The organism is Arthrobacter sp. Y3223065, assembly GCF_059090885.1.
In genome coordinates this window covers 156,297-181,117 of the sequence record NZ_JBNHGC010000001.1, presented here as the reverse complement: position 1 = coordinate 181,117, position 24,821 = coordinate 156,297, and the positions used below count along the sequence as shown (strand labels likewise).

General features: G+C 68.5%; 18 protein-coding genes. 10 read left to right on the top strand and 8 right to left on the bottom strand.

The window, feature by feature from the left end; all coding sequences use genetic code 11:
• The first annotated feature begins 60 nt into the window (after window positions 1-60).
• Complete coding sequence (locus AC5RUK_RS00830) at window positions 61-1,053, top strand: serine/threonine-protein kinase (protein WP_493986826.1); 993 nt, start codon at window positions 61-63, stop codon at window positions 1,051-1,053.
• A gap of 189 nt (window positions 1,054-1,242) precedes the next feature.
• Here AC5RUK_RS00830 and AC5RUK_RS00825 read toward each other — a convergent pair whose 3' ends face one another.
• A complete protein-coding gene (locus tag AC5RUK_RS00825; RefSeq protein ID WP_494151113.1) occupies window positions 1,243-3,024 on the bottom strand; it encodes an HNH endonuclease signature motif containing protein in 1,782 nt (593 codons plus the stop codon).
• Window positions 3,025-3,432: 408 nt separating this feature from the next.
• Between AC5RUK_RS00825 and AC5RUK_RS00820 the strand changes: the two genes are divergently transcribed.
• From AC5RUK_RS00820 to AC5RUK_RS00800, 5 genes are all read left to right on the top strand, one after another.
• A complete protein-coding gene (locus AC5RUK_RS00820) occupies window positions 3,433-4,905 on the top strand; it encodes a fumarylacetoacetate hydrolase family protein (protein WP_494151521.1) in 1,473 nt (490 codons plus the stop codon).
• Window positions 4,860-5,570 (top strand): GntR family transcriptional regulator, encoded by a 711-nt coding sequence (locus AC5RUK_RS00815; RefSeq protein WP_494108596.1) that lies wholly within the window; start codon window positions 4,860-4,862, stop codon window positions 5,568-5,570. The genes AC5RUK_RS00820 and AC5RUK_RS00815 overlap by 46 nt, the downstream gene beginning before the upstream one ends.
• Before the next feature lie 109 nt (window positions 5,571-5,679).
• Window positions 5,680-7,209, top strand: coding sequence for a 5-carboxymethyl-2-hydroxymuconate semialdehyde dehydrogenase (gene hpaE, locus AC5RUK_RS00810; RefSeq protein WP_494151112.1), 1,530 nt, complete (start codon window positions 5,680-5,682; stop codon window positions 7,207-7,209).
• Window positions 7,210-7,240: 31 nt separating this feature from the next.
• A complete protein-coding gene (hpaD, locus tag AC5RUK_RS00805; RefSeq protein WP_493989287.1) occupies window positions 7,241-8,338 on the top strand; it encodes a 3,4-dihydroxyphenylacetate 2,3-dioxygenase in 1,098 nt (365 codons plus the stop codon).
• A gap of 181 nt (window positions 8,339-8,519) precedes the next feature.
• Window positions 8,520-9,368 (top strand): Rieske (2Fe-2S) protein, encoded by an 849-nt coding sequence (locus AC5RUK_RS00800; protein ID WP_494151111.1) that lies wholly within the window; start codon window positions 8,520-8,522, stop codon window positions 9,366-9,368.
• Between the two features lie 5 nt (window positions 9,369-9,373).
• Here AC5RUK_RS00800 and AC5RUK_RS00795 read toward each other — a convergent pair whose 3' ends face one another.
• Entirely contained in the window at window positions 9,374-10,981 is a 1,608-nt protein-coding gene (locus tag AC5RUK_RS00795) for an MFS transporter (RefSeq protein ID WP_494108598.1), read from the bottom strand.
• A gap of 396 nt (window positions 10,982-11,377) precedes the next feature.
• Here AC5RUK_RS00795 and AC5RUK_RS00790 point away from each other — a divergent pair, with 396 nt between their 5' ends.
• Window positions 11,378-12,046: a phosphoribosyltransferase gene (locus AC5RUK_RS00790; RefSeq protein WP_493989284.1), complete on the top strand. Its 669-nt coding sequence runs from the start codon at window positions 11,378-11,380 to the stop codon at window positions 12,044-12,046.
• A gap of 98 nt (window positions 12,047-12,144) precedes the next feature.
• Here AC5RUK_RS00790 and AC5RUK_RS00785 read toward each other — a convergent pair whose 3' ends face one another.
• Complete coding sequence (locus AC5RUK_RS00785) at window positions 12,145-13,527, bottom strand: MFS transporter (RefSeq protein WP_493989283.1); 1,383 nt, start codon at window positions 13,525-13,527, stop codon at window positions 12,145-12,147.
• 438 nt (window positions 13,528-13,965) lie between these two features.
• Here AC5RUK_RS00785 and AC5RUK_RS00780 point away from each other — a divergent pair, with 438 nt between their 5' ends.
• Window positions 13,966-14,679, top strand: coding sequence for an IclR family transcriptional regulator (locus tag AC5RUK_RS00780; RefSeq protein WP_493989282.1), 714 nt, complete (start codon window positions 13,966-13,968; stop codon window positions 14,677-14,679).
• Window positions 14,680-14,718: 39 nt separating this feature from the next.
• On the opposite strand, the gene AC5RUK_RS00775 is transcribed toward AC5RUK_RS00780, so the two are convergent.
• The 4 genes from AC5RUK_RS00775 to AC5RUK_RS00760 form a co-directional block, all read right to left on the bottom strand.
• Entirely contained in the window at window positions 14,719-16,029 is a 1,311-nt protein-coding gene (locus tag AC5RUK_RS00775; protein ID WP_494108599.1) for an MFS transporter, read from the bottom strand.
• 82 nt (window positions 16,030-16,111) lie between these two features.
• Complete coding sequence (locus AC5RUK_RS00770; RefSeq protein WP_494151110.1) at window positions 16,112-19,150, bottom strand: AAA family ATPase; 3,039 nt, start codon at window positions 19,148-19,150, stop codon at window positions 16,112-16,114.
• A complete protein-coding gene (locus AC5RUK_RS00765) occupies window positions 19,147-20,307 on the bottom strand; it encodes an exonuclease SbcCD subunit D (RefSeq protein WP_494151109.1) in 1,161 nt (386 codons plus the stop codon). The genes AC5RUK_RS00770 and AC5RUK_RS00765 overlap by 4 nt, the downstream gene beginning before the upstream one ends.
• A 90-nt stretch (window positions 20,308-20,397) precedes the next feature.
• Entirely contained in the window at window positions 20,398-21,426 is a 1,029-nt protein-coding gene (locus AC5RUK_RS00760; RefSeq protein WP_494151108.1) for an MIP/aquaporin family protein, read from the bottom strand.
• A gap of 296 nt (window positions 21,427-21,722) precedes the next feature.
• Between AC5RUK_RS00760 and AC5RUK_RS00755 the strand changes: the two genes are divergently transcribed.
• Window positions 21,723-22,766, top strand: a complete 1,044-nt coding sequence (locus tag AC5RUK_RS00755) for an ADP-ribosylglycohydrolase family protein (RefSeq protein WP_494151520.1) — start codon at window positions 21,723-21,725, stop codon at window positions 22,764-22,766.
• Between the two features lie 4 nt (window positions 22,767-22,770).
• On the top strand, window positions 22,771-23,697 hold the full coding sequence (locus AC5RUK_RS00750) for an SDR family NAD(P)-dependent oxidoreductase (RefSeq protein WP_494151107.1): 927 nt from the start codon (window positions 22,771-22,773) through the stop codon (window positions 23,695-23,697).
• A 30-nt stretch (window positions 23,698-23,727) separates the two neighbouring features.
• On the opposite strand, the gene AC5RUK_RS00745 is transcribed toward AC5RUK_RS00750, so the two are convergent.
• Complete coding sequence (locus AC5RUK_RS00745; protein WP_494151106.1) at window positions 23,728-24,744, bottom strand: 3'-5' exonuclease; 1,017 nt, start codon at window positions 24,742-24,744, stop codon at window positions 23,728-23,730.
• Window positions 24,745-24,821: the final 77 nt, after the last annotated feature.

The following is a 24,821-nucleotide window of genomic DNA, read 5'->3' as shown; positions in this document are numbered from 1 at the left end:
AGGGCGCTTTTGGTCGGTACAATTACCGATGAGACTAAAATCCTGGGGCGTGGAGGCTTGATGGAGGTATTCCTGGGCGGGCGCTACAGGACACGGGAGCTCATAGGCACCGGCGGGGCAGCGTCCGTGTACCGGGCCGTGGACGAATCTTTGGGCCGCGAGGTGGCGGTCAAGATGTTCGCACCGACGACGCCGGACGATGACGAGTACCGGCGGCAACACACCGAAACCCTGCTGCTGGCCACGCTGAACCACCCCGGTTTGGTGACCTTACTGGATGCCGGCCTGCACACGGCGGCCGACGGCGCCACCACCAGTTACCTGGTGATGGAACTGATCGAAGGAGCCGACCTCCGGCGCAGATTGCGGAGCGGCCCGCTCACGTCCGTGGACACAGCCCAAATCGGGGCCGACCTCGCCGATGCGCTCAACTACATCCACGATCAGGGTGTGATTCACCGCGACGTTAAGCCGGCCAACATCCTGCTGGCCAACGGCAGCCCGAACGACACCCGGCACCACCCCAAATTGTCCGACTTCGGCATCGCCCGGATGGTCGAATCCAGCATGGCCACGGCCCAGGGCGCGACCATCGGAACGGCGAACTACCTCAGCCCGGAACAGGCCGTCGGCGAGAAAGTTACCGGTGCCAGCGATGTTTACTCCTTGGCCCTGGTACTCTTCGAGTGCCTCACCCAGCGCAAGGCCTTCCCGGGTACGCCTATGGAGGCAGCGGTCGCACGCCTGCTGCGGGACCCGGAGTTTCCCGATTCGCTGGATCCCGAATGGGCAGACCTGCTGACCCGGATGACCCGCCGCGACCCGCAGACTCGTCCGACCGCCCACGAAGTCGCCTTGAGTTTGCGGAACCTGGCAGAAGCGCCGCTCCCCGAGCAGATCGTAGCGACGGCCCCCGTGCTGTCATCCCCTGCGCTGTTGAACGGTACGACCGGATCGGACACGGCCGGGGCGATCGAAGAGCGTACCGGCGGGCACATCACCGGAAACGTGGCCATTCCCGCGCCGCCAAACCGCGCTCCCAGCGTGGGCTGAACCGACGTTCTGCAAACTCTGCCCGCCACGCGCTTGTTTCATCCCCGCCTGGGTGCGGGGACCGCTCGCACGCCTAGGAGTGCGGCTGCTCGCACGCCTGGCGATTGCTCCGGCGATTTTCGCGGCGAAATTCGCCGAGCCAGCAGCCCCTGGTGGCGCCTGATCTGCGCCGGTTGATGGTTGGTGCCCTCAAAAGGGCCAAGCCAGTGATGGTGAGGCGTGGAGTGGTTTGGGTGGGACGTGGGTTTGCCAGTAGGAGTTGCGCAGCGGTTTGCGGCGGGGGTCGATGTAGTCCGGCGGGGTGAACCAGGGGATGCCGTCGAGGACGTTGATCTTCCAGTTGCCTTGCTCGATCAGGTCGTGGTGGAGCAGGCAGAGGCAGACCCCGTTGTCGACGGTGGTGCGGCCGCCGGCCCACCACGGGATGATGTGGTGTGCTTCGGTCCAGAACGCGGGCATGCTGCACCCCGGGAAGGCACAGCCCTTGTCCCGGGCGACCAGTGCCCGGCGGATGGCGCGGTTGAAGAACCGTTGCGACCTGCCCAGGTCCAGGATTTCGCCCTCGGAGCCGAGGACCGCCGGGATGATCTCGGCGTCGCACGCCATCCGGCGGACCGTGGTGGCCGAGACAGGTCCGTTGAAGACCGCGCTGCCGCCGCCGGAGAGCAGCCCGGCCAGCTGGTCATACCCGGTGGTAACGATCACCTGTGTCCGGTGCCCGCCCGAGTCCGGAAGCCTGCCGGTATTCAACGCGATCCGGCAGGCCCCGACCAGCCCGGCCAGCAGCTTCTGCGCCCGGGTGGCATCGTCCATCGCCTCCACCACGGCCGGATCCACCGCCCCGCGGCCATCAGCGCCTGCAGACCCAGCATCTTCAGCCGCGGCCATTTCCGGGCCGGCAGCGTCAGTGCCTGCGTCGGTGTTTCCCGCGCTGCCAGTGTCGGGGCCGGCGGGTCCTGCCGTGTCACCTTCACTTCGGTTGTTGGCGGCGGTTTCGATGGCGTCGGGGCGGATCCGCGGGTTCGCGGCGCTGTTCATCACGGTGGCGAGGGCTTCGTACTGGGCGTCGGTGGTGTTCATGACGAACTGGTGCAGCCCCCGCCGCCGGCCCCGGTAGAACATGCCCTGCCGGGCCCGCAGTTCCTCCTCGGTCGGCTCGGCACCGTCTTGGTCGACCGCGGTTTCCCACGTCCTGGCGACCATCACCAGGGTGTCGGCATCGGCCTCTACGGCCTGCCGGACCAGCGACGCTTCCATCGCCTGCAACGCCTCCGGCGTGCCGGCGTGCCGGGCCCGGTCCAGGGAATCCACGACCAGGGCCGCGGCCTGGCCGCTGACCTCACCGCCGGCCATGGCCTCCGCCAACACCGGCAGCGCCGGGACACCGGGTTCCCCGTCAAACCGCACCGGCGCGGTGATCGCCTTGCCGACCCGCAGCCTGCGCCGCGCCTCGACAATACCGATCCCCAGCCTTGAGCGCAGATACTCGGCGTTGTTGGCAAACTCTGTCTTGCGGCGGCGCTGCGCCTGCTTGGACCCGGACAGGTCCGGGTCCGCGGCCTCCACGCCGCCTGTGCTGATCGCCGCCGCCGGATCCGCCCACTCCCCCGCACCCGCCGGGCTGGACGCGACGGCACCGGCCCCAGCCCCTGCCCCCGCAGCTCCGGCGGGAACAGACTCCCCCGCACCGGCACAGGCTCCGGCCTCGGCTCCGGGTCCGGGTCCGGGCGCCGCCGGGTGTTCCCCGTTGGCGGCGATGTCCGCCCGTTCCACGGCCTGGGCGCCGACGGCCTGCAGGAACTCCACGAGCTTCGAAACGTCCTCGACCGCCGCTACGGTACTAACCAGATCCCGGATGGACAGGGACGCCGAGTCGGCGGGAAAGCGGTCAGCGACATCCTGCAGCAGGACACACGCCTGGGCCAGGGATGTTCCCATCTCCCCGGTGCGGTCCAACGGTGCAAGAGCCATACCACAATTTTATTCGTACACACATTCGATAGCCATCGGAACGGGTAATTGTGTAGGAGTAGTGGATGACCCCTTGAAATACGCTCGAGCGGCCGTCGCGTAATCGGCGTACCTTGCCATGCGGATTCCGCTTGTCCGGTCGGCCGGTTCTGGTGACTGGTTTCGACGCTGTATCGCCCAAGGGTCCGGCCGCTTTCCTGCGCAATAGCCACTTTCGGCGGGTCCCAAGGCCCGCGGTAGCCGACCAATCGGGCCGACCGTAGCCCCCACCATCCCACCAGTCGGTCGAAAAACCTCTCAGCCGCCTTGACGTGGCCCCCGCCACAGGCCATGATGGATCATATACGATTTCGTACTTCACAGGAGGATGCTTTGTCCGAAGCCAACGTCACCCAGTCCGCGGGCACGCTGCAGGCGGTTGATTCCCAGATCCTGGAGGACGCCGGCAAGGTGCTGGCCGTACATCTGTCCTACAACTCCCGGGCGGCACAGCGTGGACGCGTTCCTGCGAACCCCTCCTACTTCATGAAGGCTTCCTCCTCGCTGGCCCTCTCGGGCGGCACCGTGGAGCGCCCCGCGGGCACCGAGCTGCTGGCCTTCGAGGGCGAAATCGCCCTCATCATCGGCAAGCCTGCCCGCCGCGTCACCGTAGAGGAGGCCTGGGACCATGTTGGCCATGTGACCGCCAGCAACGACCTGGGCGTCTACGACATCAAGTACGCGGACAAGGGCTCCAACGTCCGCTCCAAGTCCGGCGACGGCTTTACGCCGATCGGCCCGGCCCTGCTGCCCGCCGCGTCGGTCAACCCGGACGCCCTCCGGATCCGCACCTGGGTCAACGGCGAGGTCGTCCAGGACGACACGACCGCCGGCCTGATCTTCTCCTTCGCCCGCATTGTCGCCGACCTGTCGCAGCTGATGACACTGCACCCGGGAGACATTATCCTCACCGGAACCCCGGCCGGCTCCTCCGTGATCGTGCCGGGCGACGTCGTCGAGGTCGAGGTTTCCGACGAAGCCGCCGGGCTGAGCACCGGCCGCCTGTCGACCACGGTCACCCAGGGCGAGGCGGAATTCGCGTCCTTCGGCAACACTCCCAAGATCACCGACGCCGACCGGATCGATGCCTTCGGCAGCGAGGAAGCGGCTGGCCTGGCCCCGGCAATTACCGGCAAGTCCGCGCTGACCGAGGACGTCAAGGCCAAGCTGCTGTCGGTCGCAACGGCCACCATCTCCGGCGCGTTGCGGAAGCGGGGGCTGAACAACGTCAGCGTTGACGGCCTGCTGGCCACCAAGCCCGGCCAGAAGGTCATCGGCACCGCCCGCACGCTGCGGTATGTGCCCAACCGCGAGGACCTGTTCAAGTCCCACGGCGGCGGCTACAACGCGCAGAAGCGCATCATCGACGCGCTCGGCCCCGGCGAGATCCTGGTCATGGAGGCCCGCGGCGAGAAGGGCTCCGGCACCCTCGGGGACATCCTCGCCCTGCGCTCCCAGGTGCGCGGTGCGGAAGCCATCATTACCGACGGCGGTGTCCGCGACCTTTCCGAGGTGGCGGCGCTGGACATCCCGACGTTCTACAACGGCGCCCACCCGGCGGTGCTGGGACGCAAGCACGTGCCCTGGGACACCGACGTGACGGTAGCCTGCGGCGGCACCACCATCCAGCCCGGGGACATCATCGTCGCCGACGACAACGGCATCCTGGTGATACCGCCGGCCCTGGCCGCCGAGATCGCGGACGAGGTCGTCGAACAGGAACGCCAGGACAGCTTCGTCTTCGAGATGGTCAAGGAAGGCCACAAGATCGAGGGCCTGTTCCCGATGAACGCCGAATGGCGCGCACGCTACGAGGCTTGGGTCGCGGAGCAACCGAAGTGACCACCCTGGCCCCCAGCAAGTCGGAACAGGCCTACGAGCTGCTGCACGAGCGGATCGCCAAGGGCGAGCTGGTGCCCGGCTACCGGCTGGTCCTCGGGACCATCGCCGCGGAGCTTGGCTGCAGTACCGTCCCGGTGCGCGAGGCGATCCGCCGGCTGGAGGCCGAGGGCCTGGTGACGTTCGAGCGCAATATCGGCGCGACGGTGGCAGCCGTCGACGCCGAGTTGTACCTGCACACCATGCAGACGCTGGCCGTGATCGAGGGCGCGGCAACGGCCTTGGCCGCGCCGCTGCTCTCCGCCGTGGACCTGGCCGAGGCGCGCGCGGTCAACGCCGAGCTGCGCCGGTGCCTGGAGGACTTCGATCCGCGCCGCTTCACCCAGCTCAACGACCGGTTCCACGCCGGGTTGTACGAACGCTGCCCGAACCCGCACATCCTGGACCTGGTACACCGGGGCTGGAACCGGCTCAACGCGATGCGGGCCTCCAGCTTCAGCCACATCCCCGGCCGTGCCCGCTCCTCGGTCGAGGAACACGAGCAACTGCTGGATTTGATCGACGCCGGTGCCAGCACCGGCGAGGTGGAGAAGGCGGCCCGGGCACACCGGACCAACACGCTCAACGCCTACCTGGCCGCGGACGGCTTGCCGCCCTCGCCCCTGTAGGCCGCGCCCGCTGCGGAAGCGGCATCCCGCCGTCGTCAGCGGTCAAGCACCCTATACAGCCCAGACCTCACCGACTACCGACCATTCAACCCCAATGGAAAGGACCATCATGGCCGAGCACTTTGTCCCGGACAACCTGCCCACCCACCTGCAGCACTACATCGGCGGCAAGCTTGTCGACTCCATCGACGGCGACACCTTCGACGTGCTGGACCCGGTCACCAACAAGCCGTACCTCAAGGCTGCCTCCGGCAAGGTCGCCGACGTCGCCGCGGCCGTTGCCGCCGCCAAGGACGCCTTCCAGAACGGTCCCTGGCCCACGATGCTTCCGCGCCAGCGCTCCCGCGTGCTGCACAAGGTCGCGGACATCGTCGAGTCCCGCGGCCAGGAACTGGCCGAGATGGAGTGCTTCGACACCGGGCTGCCCATCAAGCAGGCCCTGGGGCAGGCCCAGCGCGCGGCGGAGAACTTCCGCTTCTTCGCCGACCTCATCGTCGCCCAGCACGACGACGCCTTCAAGGTTCCCGGCCGCCAGGCCAACTACGTCAACCGCAAGCCGATCGGCGTTGCCGGCCTGATCACGCCGTGGAACACCCCGTTCATGCTGGAGTCCTGGAAGCTGGGTCCGGCGCTGGCGACCGGCAACACCGTGGTCCTGAAGCCGGCCGAGTTCACCCCGCTCTCCGCCTCCCTGTGGCCGGGAATCTTCGAAGAAGCCGGCCTGCCCGAGGGCGTCTTCAACATCGTCCACGGCTACGGCGAGGAAGGCTTCGCCGGGGACTCCCTGGTCAAGCACCCGGACGTCCCGCTGATCTCCTTCACGGGCGAGTCCCGCACGGGCCAGATCATCTTCGCGAACGCGGCTCCTTACCTGAAGGGCCTGTCCATGGAGCTGGGCGGCAAGTCCCCCGCCGTCGTCTTCGAGGATGCCGATCTGGAGGCAGCCATCGACGCGACGATCTTCGGCGTCTTCTCCCTCAACGGCGAACGCTGCACCGCGGGCTCACGCATTTTGGTCCAGCGGAGCATCTACGACGAATTCGTCGAGCGCTACTCCGCCCAGGCAAAGCGGGTCAAGGTCGGCCTCCCCCACGAGGAAACAACAGAGGTCGGTGCCCTGGTCCACCCGGAGCACTTCGACAAGGTCATGTCCTATGTGGAGATCGGCAAGCAGGAGGCCCGCCTGACGGCAGGCGGCGGCCGCCCGGAGGAGTTCCCGGAGGGCAACTTCATCCAGCCGACCGTCTTCGCCGATGTGGCCCCGGACGCCCGGATTTTCCAGGAGGAGATCTTCGGGCCGGTGGTGGCCATCACCCCGTTCGACACGGACGAGGAGGCCCTTGAACTGGCCAACAACACCAAGTACGGACTGGCCGCCTACATCTGGACGAACGACCTGAAGCGGTCCCACAACTTCGCCCAGAACGTCGAGGCCGGGATGGTGTGGCTGAACTCCAACAATGTCCGCGACCTGCGCACCCCGTTCGGCGGCGTGAAGGCGTCCGGCCTGGGCCACGAGGGCGGCTACCGCTCCATCGACTTCTACACCGACCAGCAGGCCGTGCACATCAACCTCGGCGAGGTGCACAACCCGGTCTTCGGCAAGGCCGAGGACGCCGCCGCCATCCCGGACGCCTGACACTTACCCCTACCGCTCGAAGGAGAGAATTATGAGCAACGAAATCCCCAAGCCCTCGGTTCCGGCCCCGGACATCCTCCGCTGCGCCTACATGGAGATCGTAGTCACCGACCTGGCCAAGTCGCGCGCCTTCTACGTCGACCTGCTGGGCCTGCACGTGAGCTACGAAGACGACGAGGCGATCTACCTGCGGTCGTTCGAAGAGTTCATCCACCACAACCTGGTACTGCGCAAGGGCCCGATCGCCGCGGTGGCGGCTTTCGCCTACCGCGTGCGGTCCCCGGAGGACGTGGACCGTGCCGAGGCCTACTACCAGGAGCTGGGCTGCCGTACCGAGCGCCGCAAGGAAGGCTTCGTCAAGGGCATCGGCGACTCGGTCCGCGTGGAGGACCCGCTGGGCTTCCCGTACGAGTTCTTCCACGAGGTGGACCACGTGGAGCGCCTGCACATGCGCTACGACCTCTACTCGGCCGGCGAGCTGGTGCGCCTGGACCACTTCAACCAGGTCACCCCGGACGTGCCGCGCGGCCGCAAGTACCTGGAAGACCTGGGCTTCCGCGTCACCGAGGACATCAAGGACTCCGACGGCGTGACCTACGCGGCCTGGATGCACCGCAAGGGCACCGTGCACGACACCGCCCTGACCGGCGGCAACGGCCCGCGCATGCACCACGTGGCCTTCTCCACTCACGAGAAGCACAACATCATCCAGATCTGCGACAAGATGGGCGCCCTGCGCATGTCCGACCGGATCGAACGCGGCCCCGGCCGCCACGGCGTGTCCAACGCGTTCTACCTGTACATCCTGGATCCGGACGGACACCGCGTGGAGATCTACACCCAGGACTACTACACCGGCGACCCGGACAACCCGGTTATCACCTGGGACGTCCACGACAACCAGCGCCGCGACTGGTGGGGCAACCCCGTGGTCCCGTCCTGGTACACCGAGGCGTCCCTGGTGCTGGACCTCGACGGCAACCCGCAGGAAGTCATCGAGCGCACCGACAACTCCGAGATGGAGGTGACCATCGGCGCCGACGGGTTCTCCTTCACCCGGGAAGACGACGAGGACGGCACCTTCCGTGGCCAGGCGTCGAAGGGCTTTAAGATCGGCAACCAGGTCTAGTCCCGGTCTTCGACCACATGACGACGCCGCTGGGCGGCTTCCGCAGGGAAGCCGCCCAGCGGCGTCTGTAGCCTTGCCCGCCCCGCCGCGGGATGCCACACTGGCAGCTAGATGCGGTGCCGGTGCTCGGCCGACGGGCGCGCCCCGGTTGCCGACCGTTCTAGGGGATGGGGGGAACGGCGTGAATATCCTGCGCACCGTCGTTGCACGGATTGAACGAACCGAGGCTCTGGACAAGGTTGCCGAGCCGGTGGCCGGACTGGTGGGCAAAATGGTCAGCCCCCGGCCGATCAGGAACATTCTCAGCGGCAGCTTCGTGGGCCATCCGCTGCATCCGCTCATGACCGACTTTCCCATCGGCGCCTGGACCATGTCCACGCTGCTCGACACGGTCGGCGGCCGCCGTGCCGAGCCCGCGGCCGACCTCCTGGTCGCTGCCGGAATCCTCACGGCCGCACCCACGGCATGGGCGGGGCTCAATGACTGGTCGTATACCCAGGGGGAGGACCGCCGGCTCGGCATCGCGCACGCCGCTTCCAACTCGGCGGCGCTGGCTTGCTTCGCCGCTTCCTTCCTGGCCCGCCGCAGCGGCAGCCGGGGGTTCGCCAAAGTGCTCGCCCTGGGCGGCTTCGGGCTGGTCATGTCCGGCGGCTACCTGGGCGGTCACCTGAGCTACGCGCGCGGCGTCAATGTCAATCACACCGCGTGGCGAAAAGGTCCCGTCGAGTGGACCCCTGTCCTGGCGGAGAACGAGCTGGCCGAGGGCCGGCCGCAGCTGGCGCACGCGGGAGACGTGTCGCTGGTCCTGTATCGCAGCGACGGCACCGTCCGCGCGCTGGACAGCGTCTGCAGCCACATGGGCGGGCCGCTGGCAGAAGGACAGGTCGACGACGGGTGCATCACCTGCCCCTGGCACGGCAGCCAGTTCCGCCTGGCGGACGGCAGCATCCTCAGGGGCCCCGCCAGCTCCGAGCAGCCGGCCTACGAAACACGCGTCCGCGAAGGGCAGGTCGAGGTCCGGCTGAGCTGACCGGATCAGCCCCGCGGAGACCGCGCCCTGGGCCCACGGGAGGCCCGGCGGGCGTCGGAGCCGGCAATGACGAGCGTGGCAACGACCGACGCGGCGGTGACAGCCAGGCCGGCGGTGATCGCCTCCGTCCAGCCCGACCGGGCCTCGACGGAAAAGGCGACGGCGGTGATCACCGCGATGCCCACGGCGGTGCCGATGCGCTGGGACGTCTGCAGCACTCCACCGGCGCTGCCCGCGTACTCCAACGACACGTCGGCCAAGGTCAGCGTCTGGTTGGGGGTGATAATCAGGCCCTGCGCCATGCCGATGAACGACAACGTCAGCAGCATCCACCAGATGCTGAGCACGCCTGCTGCCTCCAATTGGATGACGGCGATGGTCAGCGCCAGCCCCAGCAACGCACAGAGGATTCCGACGACGATCATCTGCCGTCCCCGCTCCAGCACCCGCTTGCCGGACCAGTGTGACGAATAGGCCCCGAACAGCGCAGCAGGCAGCCCGATCAACCCTGCCTCGAGTGCGGTGCCGCCCAGCCCCTGCTGGATATAGAGCGCCACCAGCACCCAGACGCTCGTCACGCCCATGAAGTACAGCCCGGCGATCAGCGAGCCGGCGGAGAAGCTGCGGGTGCGGAAGATCCGCAGGTCGACCATCGGGCTGCGTCCGCGGTGGCGGTAGGAATGTTCCCACCACGCCCACAGCGCCAGCAGTCCCGCGCCGCCGGGAAGCAGCAGCCAGATCCATGCACCGGTCCCGCGTTCGACGAACGGCAGCAGCAGCGCCAGCACGGCCAGGCCCAGCAGCACAGCCCCGACGGGATCGAGGTCACGCTCGGCTTTGGCTGCCCGGGTCCCGGCGGTTGCGGCCGCGGGGGTTTTGGCTGCAGCGCTTTCGGGCGCGGCGGTGCGACGATCGCCGGCGGCGCCTTCGCGGTCTTCAACCCCGGGGCGGTCAGCACTGCGCCGGGGCTTGAACCACATCAGCGCCAGCACGATGGCCAGGATCCCGACCGGTACGTTCACTAGGAAGGTCCAGCGCCACCCGTCCTGGACCCCGGCGAACTCAATGATCATCCCGCCCAGCAAGGGTCCGATGGCCACCGAAACGCCGATCACGCTGCCGAGCGCCCCGTAGGCACGGCCGCGTTCCGCGCCGCGGAAATACTGCTGGATCATGCCCACGGCCTGCGGATTCAGCAGGCCCGAGCCCAGCCCCTGCACAAAGCGCGTGATGTTCAGGCTGAGCGGGTCGGGAGCGAGTCCGGCGGCCACCGAGGAGAGCGTGAAAATCGCGACGCCGGCAATGAACAGCGGGCCGCGGCCCAGAATATCCCCCGCCCGGCCGGCGGCCACCAGCACCACACCAAAAGTGAGCGCGTAGCCGGAAAGCACCCACTGCAGGTCCGAGTCCGTCGCGCCAAGCCCGATTTGGATGGACGGCAGCACCACATTGACGATGCTGACGCTCACCAGCGACATGAAGATGGCCACCAGCAGCACGGCCAGGATCCGCCAGCGGCCCGGATCCGGGACGAAGCCAGCCTCGACGCCGTCGGGGCCGGCCGGTGCTGGCGCGGGGCGGTTCTCTGGAACGGAATCGGAGGCTTGAGTCACCTACCATTCATACGCCGGGACGGGTCTGCTGCCAAACCGTGAGTGCCTGTCCGCCGACACGTGGGTTAAACGAAAGAGCCGGAGCGGCAGGCGTTGGGGGAAACCTGCGGGTCCGGCTCTTCCACGCCCGGACCCAAGTCCGGCCGACGCGATGCGGGCCCCCGTTCCGAGCCCCACCGTTGTTTCGAGCATATCCGGCGTGCCGTCAACCCGCGATGGGGAGAACTACCCATGCGGGTTAAGCGGTTCAGCCGGGCTTCCAAGGTAGCTGGCGCTCTCCGTCGCCTGACGTTCTGCCCCCGTAGCGGACGCTCTCCGTCACCTGGCGTGCAGCCACCACCGCAGGGACGTTCGCTCCCCCTCGCGACCTCGGGAACGCAAGAGGATACTAAAGCCGTGGGACTGTTGAGCGGGGCACCTGCCCCTTTCGCCGATCGGCCCGATGCGGCACGACAGCTGGCGGCCGAACTGGGAGCATATCGCGGCCGCAACGACGTCACCGTGCTGGGGCTGGCGCGCGGGGGTGTGCCGGTGGCCGCGGTGCTGGCGAAAGAACTGGCCGCCGACTTTGATGCCCTCATCGTTCGCAAGTTAGGCATTCCGGGCCAGCCGGAGGTTGCCTTCGGCGCCTTGGCCGCCCACGGCGGGCACACCGCCGTCGTCATGGTGGAACCGATACTGGCGGAACTGCGCCGCCGCAATTACAGCGACGAGCGTCTGCAGGAGGTCCAAGACAGGGAACGTGCCGAATTGAAGCGCCGGCAGGAGGCGTATCTCCATGGCAGGACGGCAGAGGTACGCGGCCGAACCACCATTCTCTGCGATGACGGATTGGCGACCGGTGCCACCATGAAGGCCGCGATCATCGCCGTCAGGCAAGGCGATCCCCGCGAGATCGTCGTCGCGGTGCCGGTGGGCCCGCCGCAGGCCTGCGCCGAGCTCGAGAAACTGGCCGACGCAGTGTTCTGCCTGCGCAGGCCGCGCAACTTCAGGGCCGTCGGCGAGGCCTACCAGTACTTTGGCCAGGTCAGCGACGACGAGGTACTGGCAGCGCTTCCCCGGTAGCGGCTGCATCTGCAGCCTTAAAACAGCGGACCGCAGCCGGGTGCAATTACCCGGCGGTGGTCCGCTGCCCTGAGCTGGTTCTGCTGTGTGTTCAGAACCTAGTGCGCCTCGGGGTGCCGCTTAAGGTGCTCGATCTCGGGGTCGATCGCCCGAAGGTTCGCGCCCTTGGTTTCCTTGACCATGGAAACGGCGACCAGCGAGATCACGCACAACACCATGATGTAGATGCCGATCGGAATCGTGCTTCCGGTCTGGCCCAGCAGCAGCTCTGCGATCATCGGGGCGAACGCGCCGCCGAGGATGGCGCCGATGGCGTAGCCGATCGAGACGCCGGAGTACCGCACGTTCGCTGGGAACATCTCCGCGTACAGGGCTGACTGGGGACCGTATGACAGGCCCAGGCCGATGGTCAGGACAAACATGGCGATGCCCATCAGCACGATGCTCGCCGTGTCGATCAGCATGAACATCGGAATCTGCCAGAGCAGTACCCAGACGTAGCCGATCTGGAACGTGCGGATCCGCCCGATCTTGTCCGAAAGGATGCCGCCGTACATGGTGAAGGCCAGCCAGCCGAAGGCCGCCAGCGTCGTCGCCAGGAGCACGGACGGGCGGTGCATGCCCAGGCCGCCGGCCTCGACACCCTTGGTGGCATACGAGGCGAAGAAGGCGATCAGCAGATAGCCGGCGGCGTTATTGGCAATGAAGATCAGCGCGGTGAGGATGACCTGCTTCCAGTTGTGCCGGAACAGCAGGCGCAGCGGAGCGGCGGATTCCTTCTTGCGTTCCTGCATCTCCTTGAACACCGGGGACTCGTCCACGGCGCGCCGGATGATGTAGCCGACCACGATCAGCACGATCGAGAACAGGAAGGGAATACGCCAGCCCCAGGCCAGGAACTGGTCCTCGCTCATCACGGTCGTGAGCAACCACATCACGCCGGTGGCCAGGATCATGCCGCAGGGAACACCGATCTGCGGGTACGCGCCGAAGAAGCCGCGCTTGTTGATCGGGGCGTGCTCGACGGACATCAGGGCAGCGCCGCCCCATTCACCGCCGGCCGAGAAGCCCTGCAGGATGCGGAGCACCACGAGCAGGATCGGAGCCGCGATGCCGATCTGGTCGTAGGTCGGCAGCATACCGATCAGCGCAGTCGCCACGCCCATCAGCATCAGCGTAAAGACCAGCATCAGCTTCCGCCCCAGCCGGTCCCCGAGGTGTCCGGCGACGATGGCGCCGAGCGGGCGGAAGAGGAAACTAATACCCAGCGACGCCCAGGCGACGATCTGCGCCAGGCCGGCGCTCTCCTGGGACAGCGGGGCAAAGTACAACGTAGCCAGCACCAGGCCGGCGGCTTGCGCGTAGATGAAGAAGTCGTACCACTCGATGGTGGTCCCGACCAAGGTGCCGGCGAGCACCTTGCGCTCTTCACGGCGGGCTGCTGGGCTAAGATTGCCTGCCAGCTCTTCTGACGTTGACATATTTTCTCCGTGTATTCACAGAACGGGTTACCGAACGGTCGGTAATGTGACTGGAGCCATACTACCGGACAGTGACAGGCCACACATAGTGCCGCCATATCATTTCCATAACGCCCCCGAGCTGCGGGGTCGCGGGCCGACAACGCTCCCCTCACGCGGGAACGTCGCCGGCTGGTTTCGCGGACAGCAGGCAGGATGGGGGGCCGGCCTGGCCTTGCCGCTACCCTCCACCCCGCCACCCCGCCACGGGGAGGCTGCGCCCGCGCCCGAGCGACGCCCCACTTCAGAGCAGGCAACCCCGGAAGCGGCGTGCTGCGTTCTATAGTTGGACGGGTTGTCCCGATATAGAACAATAGGACCTGTGAGGACCGACACAGGAGGCCGTGTCCGGTTCCCGCAGCAGCTCCCCTTGCCAGGAATTTTTCAGAGGATGTACCGATGAGCCAGACCCCCACCAAACCCGCCCCGGCGCACTCGCAGACCCTTTCGCGCGGCATCAAGGCATTGGAAATCCTGGCGGAAGCGCAGTCGCCGATGACGATCGCCGAGTTGTCCGAGGCATTGGGGGTGCACCGTTCGGTCGCCTACCGGATCCTGCGCACGCTCGAGGACCATTCGCTGCTGATGCGCGATTCGGCGGGCCGGGTGCAGGCGGGGCCCGGCCTGGCCGCGCTGGCCCGGGGTGTCTCGCGGGACCTGCAGTCGGCGGCGCTGCCGGAGCTGACAGCCCTGGCCAACGACCTGATGATGACCGCCTTCATCGCGGTCTGGGACCAGCACGACTGCGTCACGCTGCTGACCGTGGAGCCGCGGCATACGACGGCGCTGGTGCAGCGTCCGGGCACCCGGCATTCCTTCGCCGCAGGAGCCCCGGGCATCGCCATCCAATCGGCCCTGACCCGGGACCAGTGGGAGCAGCATGCTCCGGGGCAGCCGATCCGTCCGGAAGCCCGGCTCGCCAAGGACGCCGGTTATGCCATCAGCCATGACGAGGTGATCCCCGGCGTCTCGTCGGTCGCTGTGCCGGTCACCGTCCCGGGCCAGCTCCCGGCGGCCGTCGCCGTGGTCTACATCCGGACCGATACGCCCGATGAGGAAATTGCGGAGGCATTAAAGCGTTCCGCCGCCGTCATCGAGGCGGAGCTGCACTGAACCGGGCCTAGCTCTGCCGGCGCCGGACGACGGCGGCAGTCAGGCGCCCTGTCGACGCCGGACGACGGCGGCAGCGATCAGGCCGAGCACCAGCAGCATGGCTGAGGCGGCAATCGAAACCAGGAACGCACCGGAGTGGCCCAGGTTCTCGGCCAGCGCACCGGCTACGGCCGAACCGATGGCAGAGCCGAGGACGACCCCGCTGGCGAGCAGCGTCATCACCGTACCGAGCCGCTCGTCCGGAGCGACCAGGCTTCCGATGCCGTAAATAGTGACCATCGTGGGCCCAACGGGCACGCCGACCAACAGCAGCACGAGAATCATCGGCAGCACTTCGGCGGGCAGCACCAGCAGGAAGGAGAACGCCGTCATCGCCGCCGCGCACACGACCCAGCGGCTCGAATGTTTCCACCGAGCGGGCCAGTAGGCGACGGACAGGGCACCGAAGGCCGATGTCAGGCCCAGCAGTGCATACAGCAGCCCGGCGGTGTCGGCCGCACCAAAGCTGCCGCCGAAAGCACTCAGGGCGTTCTGGGTTGCGCCAAAGAACACGCCCATGGCCACCATGCCCAGCACGGGGATGGCGACCAGCGGCCAATTGATCCGCACCGGCGAGGCCGCCGCAGCAGCTCCCGGATGCGCCTTGACCAGTCCCGGCGTCACCGGAACGACGGAGCGGTAGGTGGGGTGGACCGCGAAGGCAGTAACCATCGTTACGGTCAGGGCAGCGGCCAACACGAAGGGCAGCCACGGTGCAATCAGCGCCGCGAGCAGCCCGACCAGCGCCGGTCCGAGCACGAACGTCAGTTCATCGGCGGTGCTCTCATAGGACAGCGCGGTATCCAGTACCGGCTTGTCGTTGCGCGTCATCGCCATCCACCGCACCCGCGCCAGCGGGCCGACCTGCGGACAGGTGGCCCCCACGGCGAAGGAGGCCGCAAGCACGGCCACGGGGCCGGCTCCACTGCCTCCGATGTAGACGGAGGTCAGCAGGACGACGATGGCACAGGTGTGTGCGGCAGCAGCAACCAGCAGCACGGGCCGTTGACCGACCCGGTCGGCAAGATAGCCGAACAACGGCGCACCGGCGGCCGAGCCGATACCGACGGCGCCGGCGGCGAAACCGCCCGAGGCGTAGGACCCGGTGCTGACGGTGACCAGGGTCAGGGCTCCGACCGTCAGCATCGCCAGCGGCAGCCGGGCGACGAATCCGATGGCCAGAAAGGACATTCCGGCCATCCGTGCCAGCCGCGCGTAGCGGCCAAAGGGGTTTCGGGTCTTGCGCCGGCCGGGAGTGTCGTCGCTGGGGATGTGTTGCTGTGCGGGCGCGCCGGGATCAGAAGAAGTCATCGGTTTTTCCGTTGGTTCGAACCGCGCACCGTCCCGCCTCCCGATGCGCACAACCCGTATAACAGAACCATCATACCGGCGGTCAGGCGGCCCCGGTGAGCACGGTCCGGACGGAGGAGCCGTGGCGCCCCTTCGTGACCTGGAGCTGGGCGCCGATGCGCTGCTTCATGTCCGCCACGTGGCTGACCAGGCCAATGACCCGGCCCCCGTCGCGGAGTCCCTCCAACGCATCCATGACCTGTTCCAACGCCTGCTCATCCAGGCTGCCGAATCCCTCATCGACGAACAACGTCTCAATGTCCACGCCGCCTGCCTCTGCCTGGACCACGTCGGCCAAACCGAGCGCCAGCGCGAGCGAGGCCATGAAGGATTCGCCGCCGGACAGGGTGGAGGTGTCGCGCCGCTGCCCCGTCCATTCGTCGCTGACGTGCAATCCGAGGCCCGACTTCTTGTTGCCGGACTTTGAGTCGTCGTGGACCAGTGTGTAGCGCCCGTCCGTCATCGCAATCAGGCGCTCCGAAGCTGCCGCCGCAATCTGCTCCAACCGCGCGGCCAAGACGTAGGTGGTGAGCGTCATCTTGCGTTCGTTCTCGCCCAGTCCCCTGACCGTGTCCGCCACAGACTGCAACAGTTCGTGCCGTGCGGCGATCGGTGCCAAGCGCACTTGTTCCTCGTCGAAACGCCGGCGGTAGCTGGCGAGTTGTTGCAGCGACGCTGTCAGCACTCCGTGCCGCACGTGGTGCTCCTGCACCACGCCGTCCAAGACCGCGGCTTCCTCGCGTGCGGCGTCCAGTTCCGCGGTCCCCGGCAGCGTTTCGCCCTTTTCGAGCGCCGTGCGGGCACGGACGACGGCTTCGGAGGACTCCAGCACCTGCAGCCGCTGGCCTGCTTCGGTGTAGGCGGTGTGGCGCCGCTGGAGTTCCTGCAGTTGTGCCGGCGCCAGCAGGGACACCCGGATCTCGTCTTCCGAGCCGAAGCTGGATTGCCCGATCGCCGCGGCAAGATCGGCTTCCGACTGCTCCAACGCGTTGCCGCAGTGGCGGTGCTGTCCCAGGACGTCCAGGGCATCGGACAGGAGCTGGTCGAGGCGGGACAGTGAGGCCGCGTGTTCGTGCAGGCTGCCTCCGTCGGGCCGTGCCTCGCGCAGCTTCTGCTCGAGTTCACGCACGAGCTCCCCGCCGGCCTTGAGCTCGGAGTCGGCAGAGGCCTTGGCTACCGCCAGGGCCGACAGCTGCCGGCCGTTCTCGTCGAGCTGCTGCGTGGTGGCGGCCGCCCGTTCCTGCAGCCTCGTCCGCCGCTCCCTCACCGCGACGGCCTCGTCCAAGCGGGCACGTGCGGTTGCGACGGCGTCGGCTGCTTCGGCGGCATCGGTCGCCCCGCCGCGGGAGGCCAGGGCGGAAAGTTGCTGTTCCAGTTCCGCGCAGGCCTCGCGGGCCTTGGAGTACTTGGCTTCCGCCGCCGCGTGGTCCTCCCGGGCTGCTGTTTCCTGCTCGCGGGTGACCAGGTCTCCGCCGCCGGCCGAGGCCGGTTGCGGATGTTCTGTTCCGCCGCACACCGGACAGGGGTCTCCCTCAGCGAGGTTGGCGGCGAGCTCCGCCGCGGCCTGATCGAGGCGCTGTTCCAGCAGCGACAACCAGGCTTCCTTCAGCTGAAGCTGCCTGGCGTGCGCCGCATCGCGGTTCCGGCGGGCCTCGCCGGTCTTGGCCAGGCAGGCGGCGTACTCGGCCACGGTGTCGCGGAGCTGCCGGGCTTGTTCCAACCGCTCGGTGAGCAGGCCGACGTCGTCGGAGGCTGCCGCCAGCTCGGCCAGTTCCTCCTGCAGCCCGCGGCCGATTCCGGCCAGCCGTTCCCGGGTGCTTTCCGCGGCACCGATGTCCCTCGCCAGCTGGCCCGCGTGCTGTTCCAAACGCCGCGCCTCGGCACCGGCCGCCTGCAGGCGCTGCTCCTCCGGCAGCAGGGCGCGGATTCGTCCGAGCTCGGCGGAGAGCTGTTCCACCGCCTCCTCGAGCAACGCCTGTCCCGCGGCATCGGGGTCGGGGCGGCGGGAAACGAACGATGGGTAGAGCGGGTGGGCTTCGGCCGCGTCGATCCGGTCCAGGAATTCTTTCCCGGCGCGTTCCGTAGCGAGTGCAGCCTGATCCCGGTGCCGGATGGGCGACGCCAGCAGTTCCGCGGATCGGTGCGATGCCAGTGTTTCGGTCAGGGCGGCGTGGCCGTCGGCGCCGTTGCGGTGCTCCGCGGCGAGTTTTTCCAGCGCCGCCAATTCCGCGTGGTCGGCCAACGCCCGCTCACGACTGGCGATGGTGTCCCGCAGCCGGCCCAGCTTAGCTTGTCCGCGCTCGGCCAAGTCCCGGACGGAGGCGGCCGCGGACGCCATCGAGGACTCCAGCGTTGCGAGCAGGTCCGCGGCAGGCATTGACTGGTCCGGCATGTCCTCGGCCGCCAGATGCCGGGCTGCTTCCTCTGTTGCCCGCGCGAGGAGTTGCTCGGATCCTGCCACTGCGGTCTGGTAGTCCGAGCGGGCCTTGGCCGCTTCGTCGGCCAGGACCTGCTCGACTGCCTCGTAGCGGTCGGTCGCGAACAGGCGTTGCAGCAACGGCCGGCGGTCCTTGGCATCGGCGCGCAGGAACGCCGCAAAGTCGCCTTGGGGCAGCAGGACTACCTTGGTGAACTGCTCCAGGCTCATGCCCAGGACGGCCAGCAGTTCAGCCGCGGCCTCGTCGTTGCGGCCGCTTTTCTGGACCCAGGCGCCGTTGATCTTTTCGCGCAACAGCGTGCGTGCCTGCTCCGTCACCGACCCGGACCGGGCCCGGGACGAGGGGCGTTCCCACTGCGGGTTGCGGGTCACTTCGAACCGCCTGCCGCGCGCGGAGAATTCGCACACGACTTCCGGCTCGGTCCCGGGTTCGGCGTGGTCGCTGCGCAGCCGTTTGCCCTGTTGGCGTGCGCCGGGAACCGACCCGTACAGCGCAAAACAGATGGCGTCCAGGATGCTGGTCTTGCCGGCCCCGGTCGGCCCGTTGAGCAGGAAGAGCCCTTGCGCGCCCAGCTCGTCGAAGTCGATGGTTTCCCGGGCAGCGAAAGGCCCGAAGGCCTGCATTTGAAGCCGGTGGATCCTCATGCCGATGCCTCCGCTGCCTGCACGGCCTCCAGCGCACGCGCCAGCAGTGCGCGTTCGGCCTCGCCGGCCGGCCGGGAGCGGACATGGTCCAGGAATCCGCAGCAGACCTCCAGGTCGTCCTGGGCCTTCGCGATGCGCTGGCTGTAGCTCATGGTGTCCCGGCGCGGTCCGGAGGCGGGTTCGAAGTTGAGCACCAGGGTGTCGGGGAAGCGTGCCCGCAGCCGTTCCATCGCCTTCGTCGGGCGCTCGTCGTCCGTGACCGTGATCTGGCAGTAGGCTTCCTGGGCCCAGGCGTGGTCGGCCGATTCCAGCAGGTCCTGCATGGTCCCCTTGAGCACGGCGAGCTTGCGCGGTGAGGGCCAACTGATGTTTTCCACCGATGTGAGTCCGGCCGCGGTGAATTCGAGGATGATGCCGCCCTTCTCATGTCCGGCCTCGGAGAACGAATAGGGCAGGGGCGACCCGGAATAGCGCACGGTTTCGCTCAACCTCTGGCGCCCGTGCAGGTGTCCCAGCGCCACATAGTCAAGGCCGTCGAACAAATCCAGCGGCACCGCTCCCACTCCCCCGATGCTCAGGTCCCGTTCGCTGTCCGAGGTGATGCCGCCGCTGGCGAAGGTGTGCGCCATGATCAGGGAATGCACGGTGCCGCCGGCCCTCCGCCGCTCAAGGTCGGCACGGATGCGGTCCAGCGCCGCCCGCGTGACGGCGGTGTGGCTGGGAGCCTCCGCGCCCAGTTCCTCCGCGCACATCCGCGGCTCGAGGTAGGGAATGCCGTACACGGCAAGCGAGGCACCGTCCAGGTCCAGTTCCACCGGGTCGGCAAGCTGGTCGAGCCGGGCGCGGATATGGACCCCGCCGTGGGCCAGGATGCCGGAGCCGAAGCCCAACCGGGTGGCCGAATCGTGGTTGCCGCTGGTCATGATCACCGTTGCCCCGGCAGCGCGGATGCGCGACAAGGCATCGGAAAAGAGGTTCACGACATCCACTCCGGGCAGCGCGCGGTCGTACACGTCGCCCGCAATGAGCACCACTTCGATGCTCTCCTCGCGGACTGTCTGCAGGAGTTGCTCGACGAAGGCGTGCTGCGCCTGCAGCATCCCGACGCCGTGGAAGGAGCGGCCCAGGTGCCAGTCCGACGTGTGCAATAACCTCATATTTCCAAACTATCCGGCGGCTGGGACAGTTTCGGACAAGCGCAACGGCACGTCCCAAAATCGGGACGTGCCGTTGCTCAGGGCTTGTGGCTATTCGCCGTCCGGGCGTGTCCGGTTCGGCTTGCGGTCAAAGAAGTCGCGCGCTTCGGCGGCGCCCTGGTCGTCCGCTGGCGCAGGCTCGTCCGGCTGGTCCTCCACCGCGACGTCGGGAACCTCACGTCCGGCGTTCGCGGACCCGGCCGGCACCGGGCCGGCGGCCCCCGTGCCGGCGGAAACGGCGCCGCCGCCGACGGCAGTCTTCCCCTCCACAGGCTGCGTGGAAGACGCAGCCGGAGCACCGCCGTCGTTGGTAGCCTTGCGCGGCCCCGGCACCAGTTCGGCACTGCGGTAGAGCAGTCCGGCGATCACGGCACCGAGCAGCGGGGCCGCCCAGAACAGCCACAGTTCGCCCAGCGGGCTGCCGTCCGCGAAATACACCGCGGCCGTGGAGCGGGCCGGGTTCAGCCCTGCGTTGGAGATCGGGAGCATTACAGCGGTCAGCACGCCGAAGGCAAGCCCTACCGCGTACGGGGCGCTGCGGAGCCGGTCCAGGGACGAGGTGGCGCCCAGGTAGACGGCCACGAGCAGTCCGGTGGCGACGGTTTCGGCCAGGAACACACCCGCCATCGAGAAGCCCAGTTCGCCGCCGCCGGCGTAGCCGTTGGAGATGGACGTGAACACGCCGGCCGACTGGGCGCTGACCGGGTGGCTGCCCATGATCACCCAGAGCACGACGGCGGCCAGCGAGGTGCCGGCCAGTTGCGCCAGGACGTAGGGCAGGACCGACTTCCAGGAGGTGCGGCCCGCGAGCGCGCTGCCCAGCGTGATGGCCGGGTTGAAGTGGCCCCCGGAGACATGGCCGAAGGCAAGCATGCCGGCAATTACCGCCAGGCCGAAGCCGAAGGGAACGCCGAAACCGCCCTGCGGATTGAACATGCCGATCCCCAGGGCACCGAAAAAGAGCAGGAACGAGCCGGCCACTTCGGCGCCGATGCGCGCCGAGTAGCTGCGCCCCTCGCCGAGCCGGGGCGGGGCGGCGGGGACGGCCGGGGCCGGTGACGCCGGGTGGACTGCTGCCATTGATACTGTCCTTCTGCCGGGCCGGCTAGCCGCCGGCGATTCACTCAAAACTACTCCACTCTGGCACCGGGGCCTGTGAAAACGCTGAGTGCTTCCCGGGAAGGATGCCCGGCGAAACGTCCGGTGCCGCGCCTAAGCTGGTAGTCGTGACTAACGATGCCCAGCTCCCCGGTTCCCCCTCCGCCGACGCGCCGGACTTCGCCGGCAGCGCGCCGCCCCCTCCCGGCACCGTCCAGCCCGCGCCCGGCACCGTCCAGCCGCCGCCCGAGACCCAGCCGGAGACGGCGGCCCAGGCGGTGCCCGATTTCGCGTCGCGGGTGCGCGGCTGCCTGCTCGGAGGCGCCCTCGGGGACCAGCTCGGGGCCGCCGTGGAATTCGACTCCTTTGACTCGATCGCCGGGCGCTTCGGGGCCGAAGGGCTGCTGGACTTCTCCCAGTTGCCGGAGCCCGGCCACTTCACCGACGACACGCAAATGACGCTCTATACCCTCGACGGGCTGACCGAAGCGCTGGAATGGGCCAATGCCGGTACCTCCGCGGACGAAGCCGCCTGCCTCTGGCTGGCTTATCTGCGCTGGTACGCCACCCAGGAAGGCCGCTTTCCCGACAACGCTCCGGAACCCCAGCCGCGCTGGATCGACGGACAGGAAGTGCTGCACGCGCGCCGCGCCCCCGGCACCGCCTGCCTCTCCGGTCTGGCCACCGGCGAGATGGGAACCCGTGCGCGCCCGGTCAACCCGGACTCGAAGGGCTGCGGCACGGTGATGCGGTCGGCTCCGTTCGGGCTGCTGCCGTTCGTCGACGACCAGACGGTCCAGCGGCTGGCCACGGACGGCTCGGCCCTCACCCACGGCCATCCGACGGCACACCAGAGTGCGGCGGCCTTCGCCACGTTGATCCGACTGCTGGTGCATGAACAGGCGACCCTGCCGGGCGTCGCCGTGGCCATGCTGGCCCGTACCGAGCAGGACCCGGGTGCCGCGGAGTTGGCCGGGCGGCTGCGGGCCGCCATCGAGTTGTCGGCCCGCGGTCCCGTGGCGCCGGGGGAGCTGACCGCCACGCTGGGCGAAGGCTGGGTGGCCGAGGAGGCCCTGGCCATCGCCCTGTACGCAGTCCTGGCCACGGCGGACAGCACGACGCCGGAGCACCACTTCCGCAGGGCCGTCGCCGCGGCCATCAATCACGACGGCGACAGCGACTCGACCGGCAGCCTCGCCGGGAACCTGCTGGGCGCCCATTACGGCGAAGCGGCGCTGCCCGCCGAATGGCTGGCCGTGCTGGAGGCCGCCGACGTCATCCTCGGCATGGCGGAGCGCTTCCTGGCGCAAACCCAGGGTTGAGCCCGTGACCCACGACCGTACGGCCCCGGCGCTGCCACGCCAGGACGGAAAGACGATCATCGTGACCGGTGCCAGCGCCGGCCTCGGCTACTTCGCCAGCGAACAGCTGGCGGCGGCGGGAGCCACGGTGGTCATGGCGGCCCGTGATGCCGCACGCGCCCGGGCAGCCATGGAAGCCGTCCGCCGCACGGTGCCCGGCGCGGACGTGCACTTCCAGGAGCTGGATCTTGCCAACCTGGCCTCGGTCCGGCAGGCGGCAGAGGAGCTGGCCGGGCTGGGGCGGATCGATGCCCTGCTGGCCAACGCCGGGGTGATCGGTTCCCGGGAGCTGCAGTTCACTGCCGACGGCGTCGAGCTGCAGTTCGGAACCAACCACCTGGGCCACTTCGCACTCGTGGCCAGGCTGATGCCCGCCCTCCGCCGCAGCCGGGGCCGCGTGGTGCACGTCGGCAGCATCAGCCACCGCTGGGTGAGGCCGGACTTCCGCCGCGCGGCTGTGCCGGCCCGGTACTCCAGCCACCGCTCCTATGCGTTGTCCAAACTGGCGGTGATGAGTTTCGGATTCGAGCTGGCGCACCGGCTGGACGCGGTGGGCTCGCCGGTCTCCTCCGTGGTGGCGCATCCCGGTTACGCGCGGAAGTACTTCACGCCCGACCGGCCGGGTTTGAAGCTCTCCCGCCCGGCGGCCGGGTGGCAACGGGTGCTTTTCGGGCTGGTGGCGCAAGGCAAGGACGCCGGAGCCCGGCCGCTGGTGCACGCCGCAGCCGGCGAGGACGTCCGCAACGGCGACTACTGGGGGCCGGACGGACTGCTACAGCTGACCGGACGCCCCGCCGCCGTCCCGCCGCAGCGGCACGCCCGCGAGCGCAACGCCGCCTCCCGGCTGATCGACCTGTCCGAGGAGCTCACCGGGGTAGGTCTCCGGCTTTGACTCCGGTTCGCCGGGCCAGGGGCCAGATGGTCAGGCGCTGTGCGCAGGCCAGCGGCCGCCGATCATCTGCAGGAACTCGCCTTCGGACAGCACCTCGATCTGCTGGCCCTTGCTGTGCAGCTGCAGCACCTTGTGCGCCTTGGCGGTGACCCGGCCGCTCTTGAGGTCGGAGGCGACGAAACCGTCTCCGACGACGAGCACAGTGGTCTTCCGGGTGACGTTGCTGGCAGGCTGTGCTCCCAGCTCCGCCGCGCGGTTCTTCGCCTCCTGGCGGGACAGGCCCAGATTGCCGGTGAAGACCACGGTCTGGCCGTACAGCGGGTGGGAATCGTCGGCGTCGTGGTTGGGCTCGGGGTTGTCCCCCTCGTCCGGCCAGTACGTCCAGGCCGACGACGGCGCCGCTCCCCCGGCCGCACCCAGCGCCTGCCGCTCCAGCGCGGTCCTGGTGGGTTTGGATACCGCTGCGCTGCCGTGGAGGTAGGCCTCCAGCCGCGAGGCGCGCAACTGCATCGCGGTCAGCAGGTCGGGAATGCTGGGGGCCGAATTCCGGCCGGCGATGTCGATCATGATGCCGGCGCAGGCGCGCGCGTCCGCCACGGCGTCGTGGTGGTTGTGCAGCGGCACGCCTGCGGCCTCGGCGACGAACGGCAGGGAATAGGACACCAGCGAATAGCTGCGCCGCGACAGGATGACGGTGCAGGCGTAGTCGTACGCCGGCCCGGAGAGTTCCGAGACCTCCAGTGCGGATCGGATCACGCCCATGTCGAAGGCGGCGTTGTGGGCCACCAGCACGTCGGAGCCGATGAAGGCCGCCAGGTCGGCGAAGATTTCGCCGAACCGGGGCTTTCCCGCCACCATGCCCGCGGTGATGCCGTGGATCTGGACGTTGCGCCGGTCGAAGTGGTCGAAGCCCTCCGGCGGGCGCATCAGCCAGGACGCTTCCTCGACGATCCGGCCGTCGCGGACCTTGCTCAAGCCCACTGAGCATGGTGAGCCCCTAAAACCGTTTGCCGTCTCGAAATCGATCGCCGTGAAGTCAACTGCCACGCGTTCAACCCTAAGTGACGGCACGGACGGTTCTGCGCCTGCAACACGCGCCGGCGGCGGCCCCCGACACGAGCGCC

Excerpts from the sequence above, each read along its gene's own strand:
- AC5RUK_RS00830 (WP_493986826.1), top strand. The coding sequence starts at position 61 with ATGGAGGTATTCCTGGGCGGGCGCTACAGGACACGGGAGCTCATAGGC.
- AC5RUK_RS00825 (WP_494151113.1), bottom strand. The coding sequence starts at position 3,024 with ATGGCTCTTGCACCGTTGGACCGCACCGGGGAGATGGGAACATCCCTG.
- AC5RUK_RS00815 (WP_494108596.1), top strand. The coding sequence starts at position 4,860 with ATGGCGCGCACGCTACGAGGCTTGGGTCGCGGAGCAACCGAAGTGACC.
- hpaE (WP_494151112.1), top strand. The coding sequence starts at position 5,680 with ATGGCCGAGCACTTTGTCCCGGACAACCTGCCCACCCACCTGCAGCAC.
- hpaD (WP_493989287.1), top strand. The coding sequence starts at position 7,241 with ATGAGCAACGAAATCCCCAAGCCCTCGGTTCCGGCCCCGGACATCCTC.
- AC5RUK_RS00785 (WP_493989283.1), bottom strand. The coding sequence starts at position 13,527 with ATGTCAACGTCAGAAGAGCTGGCAGGCAATCTTAGCCCAGCAGCCCGC.
- AC5RUK_RS00780 (WP_493989282.1), top strand. The coding sequence starts at position 13,966 with ATGAGCCAGACCCCCACCAAACCCGCCCCGGCGCACTCGCAGACCCTT.
- AC5RUK_RS00775 (WP_494108599.1), bottom strand. The coding sequence starts at position 16,029 with ATGACTTCTTCTGATCCCGGCGCGCCCGCACAGCAACACATCCCCAGC.
- AC5RUK_RS00770 (WP_494151110.1), bottom strand. The coding sequence starts at position 19,150 with ATGAGGATCCACCGGCTTCAAATGCAGGCCTTCGGGCCTTTCGCTGCC.
- AC5RUK_RS00765 (WP_494151109.1), bottom strand. The coding sequence starts at position 20,307 with ATGAGGTTATTGCACACGTCGGACTGGCACCTGGGCCGCTCCTTCCAC.
- AC5RUK_RS00760 (WP_494151108.1), bottom strand. The coding sequence starts at position 21,426 with ATGGCAGCAGTCCACCCGGCGTCACCGGCCCCGGCCGTCCCCGCCGCC.